At 36.4% G+C, this 6,170-nt stretch carries 4 protein-coding genes and 1 pseudogene; 3 read left to right on the forward strand and 2 right to left on the reverse strand.

The window, feature by feature from the left end; all coding sequences use genetic code 11:
* Nucleotides 1–317: transposase (locus tag T367_RS0118105; protein ID WP_027420416.1), on the forward strand; the 317-nt coding region annotated here is incomplete at its 5' end.
* Nucleotides 318–391: 74 nt separating this feature from the next.
* Here the strand turns inward: T367_RS0118105 and T367_RS0118110 are convergent.
* Nucleotides 392–1,090 carry a tRNA pseudouridine synthase A gene (locus T367_RS0118110; protein ID WP_316930877.1) on the reverse strand — a complete coding sequence of 233 codons (699 nt, stop codon included), beginning with the start codon at nt 1,088–1,090 and terminating at the stop codon, nt 392–394.
* 207 nt (nt 1,091–1,297) lie between these two features.
* Between T367_RS0118110 and T367_RS0118115 the strand changes: the two genes are divergently transcribed.
* Together T367_RS0118115 and T367_RS0118120 are read left to right on the forward strand one after the other, a co-directional pair.
* Nucleotides 1,298–5,188 carry a VPS10 domain-containing protein gene (locus T367_RS0118115; protein ID WP_084274489.1) on the forward strand — a complete coding sequence of 1,297 codons (3,891 nt, stop codon included), beginning with the start codon at nt 1,298–1,300 and terminating at the stop codon, nt 5,186–5,188.
* Nucleotide 5,189: 1 nt separating this feature from the next.
* On the forward strand, nt 5,190–5,672 hold the full coding sequence (locus T367_RS0118120) for a hypothetical protein (protein WP_027421113.1): 483 nt from the start codon (nt 5,190–5,192) through the stop codon (nt 5,670–5,672).
* Between the two features lie 159 nt (nt 5,673–5,831).
* Here the strand turns inward: T367_RS0118120 and T367_RS25080 are convergent.
* Nucleotides 5,832–6,170, reverse strand: a pseudogene (locus T367_RS25080) (transposase); the annotation flags it as partial.

Below are 6,170 nucleotides of genomic sequence, written 5' to 3' on the forward strand. Positions count from 1 at the left end.
ACATAAAAGAGGCTAAAAAATATGCTTGTTATAGCGGAGTAGTTCCGTTTGACTACTCTTCAGGAACCAGTGTAAACAAAAGATCAAGAGTATCCCCGATGGCTAATAAATCGATTAAAACAATACTACATATGGCAGCAATGTCAGCGATTCAATGTGAAGGGGATTTAAAGCATTATTACCTTCGTAAAGTTGCTGAAGGAAAGAATAAAATGAGTGTGCTAAATGCGGTAAGAAACAAATTAATCCTTAGAATTTTCTCTTGCGTTAACCAAAATAGAATTTATCAAAAAAAGTTTAAATTAAATTTGGTTTAACCATAGAAATCGGGACGAAATAAGCTGCAACGGGGAACGCCCTATAGCGTAAACACAATTCTTAGCCTCTTGTTTTAATGGATTGTTGATAAATCAAACTGAACATCCTCTAAAATCAATCCCGAGGCAGGTGCGATTTGATCTAACGGAGTGGTGTCATCACCTGTAAGACTGGCTGTGATTGTTGCCAAATCAATATGATGCCGACCCAGTTCAACTAATTGCCCCATAATTAATCTTGCTTGATAGCGCATAAATCCTTTGCTGTGTAAATGCAGAACAAAGGACTGCTCAGGAAAAAAATTAGCGGTGTAAATGGTATTCTCCACCAATTCGCATTTTAATATTTCACGGTTAAAATTGGTATTGGGCGTAGGCTTGGTGCAATATTTAACGAAATTATGTTTTCCCTCAAACAACTTGGCGCCTTGTTGCATCAAATCAATGTCTAAATCTCCCTTAAAATACATCATTAAATGGGCTGCAAAAGGATGTGGCTTTTCACCATAAGTGAACAAATAGATGTACTTTTTTAATTTAGGGGTTTGGATAATATTAAAATTGCCATCAACTTCCTCAATCTTAATTCCTCGAATGTCATTGGGTAAGTTGGAATTAAACTTTTCCATAAACCAGTCCATATCCATGCTTTCATCTAAAAATAATTCGAATGCTGTATGGTTAGCAGATACTTTCGAGTCTGTTCTGCTGCACGTCATTACTTTGAAATTGTCATGCTCAAAAACAAAAGTCAATGTTTTTTCAACCATCATTTGAACGGTTTTAAGTTTGGGTTGTTTTTGCCAACCGTGGAACCTGAAACCTAAATATTGAATGTGAACGAGGTAAAAAAACTTTTGCATGTACAAATCTAAATAGAATTTAACGATCTAACAGCCTTGTAGTATGTCTTAGAGAAAAATGGACAGGATTATAAGTCAGCTAAAATCCGTATTTTAGCGAACAACCAAAATCAAATTATGAGAATATTTTACTTCCTACCTTTTATATTTTTGGTGACTTCGGTTACGCAAGTTATAGCACAAAGATCTTACAAAGACTTGATGCATGATAATTCTGTTAATTTTTATGATGCTTGTGCTGCGGCAGAAGCGCATTTTGAAGATATTGATAAGGAAGCAAAAGGTTCTGGTTGGAAAGGTTATCAACGTTGGAGATATATTAACGAACCGAAATTCTATCCGAGTGGAGATCGTTCAACTGTAGATCCTTTATTTCCCGCGCATCAATTTGAAATTTATCAGAAAAACAATCCTTCGGTTTCTCGTTTATTATTTGAAGGAGGATGGGAAGAGGTCGGTCCGGTTAGAATGGATAGTATAACTGGCCATTATGCCCCAGGTTTAGGTCGTATTGAAACTTTTTATGTCAATCCTGCTGATGAGGACGTGATTTACATTGGCTCGCGAAGTGGTGGGTTTTGGAAAACGGAAGATGGTGGTATGACTTGGAACGGTGGAGCGACAGATTTTTTGCCGGCTACTGGTGTCAATACGCTTACTGTTTCACCAACCAATCAAGATTCAATTCTTATTAATGTTAGAAACGGAAGGAATGGTACAACTCATGGTATTTACCGCTCTACAAATGGTGGAACTTCTTTTACGGAGTCTGACTTTAACCCTGCAACTTTGGGTAGAGGAGGATTGGGTAGTAATTTTCAAATCAATCAAATTAAATATCATCCACGCGTACCCAATTTAATTTTTGTTGCGGCAAGTGATGGTTTATACCGTTCTACTGACAATCTAGCAACTTGGGTTAAAGAAACCACAGGTAGCATTTCTCAAATAGATTTTCACCCGACGGATGACGACATTATATATATATACGATTATTACTATTGGGGAGACAATAGAGACAATGTCTTGTATTCTTTAGATCAAGGTGAATCGTTTACCGCATCCGAAGAGATTGTTGGAAACTTAGGTAATACAAGTGTTAAATTATCTGTTAGTCCGGTTTGTGAGGATTGTATTTATTTTGCATCGAGTAACGGTATTTGGAGGTCGCTAGATAAAGGTGTGAATTTTACTTTTATTAGCAATCCCGATGGCGGAAGTCAAGGTTTCGCCGTAAACGATTTAGATACTACGATAATGACTTATGGTTATGTTGATGGTTATGCATCTACCAATTCAGGTTTAAGCTTTGATCAGGTAACTTGGTGGGGACTATTCGATGTGCCGATTGATGGCGGTCAATATATTCATGCAGATTTAAGAGAAGCGGCTTGTATTAATGGTAAGTTTTATGGCGCAACTGATGGCTTATTGGGAAGAAGTGCTGATAATGGTGTTACTTGGGATATTTTAACTGATGGAATTGGCATTCGAGAGAATTATACATTGGGTGTGAGTCAATCGAATCATTTCAGAACAATTGTAGGATCTCAAGACAATGGAACCAGTATTAAACTAAGGTCAACATGGATTGAGTTTGCAGGAGCAGACGGAATGGAAGGCATCATTCATCCTTTAAATGACGATTGGATGATTTCAAGTTATCAATATGGCGGACGCCGAAGAACATTTGATGCTGGTCAAAGTCAATTGTACGTTTCTCCTCCGGGACATTCTTCTAGTTGGGTTGCACCAATGGCATACGATCCTAACGATCACATGACAGTTTATCATTTTGGTGAAATAGTTTATCGTTCGGAGGATTATGGAAGTTCATGGGACGAATTAGGTACGCCTAGTTTTGGTGGTCAAATAAACGAGGCTGCTATTGCTGAGAATAACACGGATATTATTGTCGTTTCAAGATATGAATACATAGAATTATCTGATGATGGTGGACTAAGTTTTAGAGATATTCAAGGCTCGTTACCAAATTATACCATCACAGATATTGCTTTCGATCCAATTGATGACAATACGATAGTTGTGACTTATGCAAGGTATCAAAATGACAACCAAAAAGTATTTATTACGCATGATATGGGGGAGACTTGGACCAATATCTCTGCGAATATTGAAGATATGCCTATTCAAGGCGCTGTGATTGATCATACGCCCGAACGTAATATTTATTTGGCTGCTGAAATAGGAGTATTTGTAAAGGCAATGGATGATGAGGATTGGGAATTGTACAATGACGATTTACCCAATGCATCGATGATGGAATTGGAGGTTGTAAACGGATCAAATACCATTCGTGGAGCAGGTTGGGGGAGAGGTGTATGGGAATATACGTTGAAGAATAGAGCTTCGTATCCTTCAATTTTAACGACATCAATTACTGATCAGCCCACTTTTATTGCTCCAGCCGAAGAGGTTGAGCAATATGTGACTTCTGAAATTATTTATGATGGCGAATTAGATAGTGTATATGTTATATGGTCGATAGACGAACCTATTTTTGATGAGTTGATCTCAATGGAAAATATCGGCGGAGATATGTGGGAAACGGTTGATCCTTTTCCTGACTATCCAGCTGGAACGAAAATATTTTTTAAGGTAATGGCACAAGGTAGTTCAGAAGACTTAAGCGAGACTTATAAGTTTATGTATACCATTCAACCATTCGAATATTGTGAATCATCTGGTAATATGTCATTTGCAACTGCTGTTACTTTAGTAGATTTTGAAAATATCAACAATCCAACAGGGAAGGATGCAGCATATACTTCTTATATCCTTTCTGATACAGCGACAGTTTACCAAACAATGTCTTATGATTTAAGTATGAATATGAATACGGATGGTGCCTATACAATTTATGGAAGGGCTTGGTTTGATTGGAATAGAGATGGTGATTTTGACGATATAGGTGAGGAATATAATTTAGGTACAACCTTTGATGATCCTGATGGTGAATCAAGTTCGTCTCCTTTATCAATTGAAATTCCAGCTGATGCTCATGTAGGGAAAACCACCATGCGTATTGCTGCCCGATATAATGCTGCAGCTGGACCATGTGATACCGGGTATGATGGAGAGGTTGAGGATTACACGATAATAATAAAGGAATTAATCGATCTAGATTATAGGATAGATGAATTGGATATTTGTAGTGGTGATAAAGTTCATTTTCATTATACAGGCTCATACCTCGATTCAATTCATTGGCGATTTGTGAATGGAGATACAGAATATACATCTGATCGAATGAATGATTCGTTAGAAATTATTGAACCAGGTTATTATTCATTATTTCTTGAAGGTTTTGAAGGGGATATCACAGACGATTTAAGTGCGCCATTGGCATTTACGGTTCATCCGAATTATGATATTTCAATCGACTCATCAATTTGTGAAGGTGAAACGATGATTTTTAATGGGGAAGAAATTGTTTTTCCAGGAGAATATATAGCGAATTTTAGTTCGATTAATGGCTGTGATTCTATTGTTACATTGAATGTTGAACATATTCTAATCGATCCAGATGTATACACGTTAGATTATACTGTTCAAGCTGTAGAAAATGAATCGGAATACCAATGGGTAGATTGTAATGACGATTGGTCGATTATTGACGGTGCTACAAGCAGAATATATGATCCAGGTACGAATGGGAGTTATGCAGTTATTATGACAAAAGGTGTTTGCATAGATACTTCAATTTGTATAGATGTGGTGGGCTTATCAATTGATGATGCTGTTTTATTGGATAAAATATTGATCTATCCAAACCCAAGTTCGGGTAAATTTAATGTTGATTTTGGTGCTATTTATAACGAAGTTGGCATTCAAATTCATGATATGGCAGGAAAATTGGTCTATCAAGAAAAGTATAGCGGTAAGCAAATTATTGCAATTGATTTGAATGTAGCAACTGGAATTTATGAAATAGAGTTTACAGTGAACCAAGATAAAACCAAAGTATTAAAAATAGCAATTGATTAAAATGATAAAGACAATTCAAATAGCATGTATTTCCTTATGCGTGGTTACTTCGTGTGGAACGACAGAAGAAGTTGCTAAAGTTCCAGAAGTTATAGAGCAATCGGAAGAAATTATAGAATTAGTGGCGCCTGTAGACATTGTAGCTCCTTATGCACAAAAATTATATGCAGGCCAGCAAGATGGAATTAATGTATTGGTCTTGAAATTACCAATTCAAATCGGCGAGTCGAACGTCAAAGATCTAGTAGAATTGGATAGTGTTTATTTCCGCGGGTATTTTGTTCCCTTAGAGAAGAAGAAAAGGGGAGGCAACCTCATTTACCAAGCAACCATTAACATTTCAAAAACAGACCATGTTCCTGTTGCGCCACCTTACCGTTTAAAAGATGATGAAGCGATTGTGACTTATCGTTCTAAAGCAGGTTATGATACTTATTTTGAAGTTGAATCAATAGAAGAGAAAGAGGCCGTTTATATGCCTTAGATTTTGTTGTTTAAAATCATGCTTATAAATAAGATGTTAGTTCTTCAACTAAACCTGGATGAGAAGGGGTGTTTGGCATTTGGATAACCTCGCGCTCATTTAGCGTTAGCGTAATGAGTGTGTTCTTCAGTCGCATTTGCAATGCGAATAACCTAAGTTTTAAAAAAGTGGAACAATTGGAACATTTAAAACTTTACAATTCTCATCTTCATAACCTAAATAACTGCTGTTTACAAAGTCTCTTTCGTGTAGAACAAATCCCGCATCAATAGGGTTGTAATGAATGTAATTTACACGTTGATCAATTTTAAAATTTGTATCTAAAATCACTGGATGAAAACCGTCTTGCCATAGTTTATAATTTTTTGTTCTGCCACTTCGTTTGGCTTCAAAGCTAAACTTATTTAGTAACCATTCTCGTCTACTTTCATTTATATCATTCATTGCATTCACCAATTCTTTACTTGTGTGTCTTTTAAAATCCCTAATTATTGTTGC

The organism is Crocinitomix catalasitica ATCC 23190 (genome assembly GCF_000621625.1).
Classification (GTDB): Bacteria; Bacteroidota; Bacteroidia; order Flavobacteriales_D; family Crocinitomicaceae; genus Crocinitomix; species Crocinitomix catalasitica.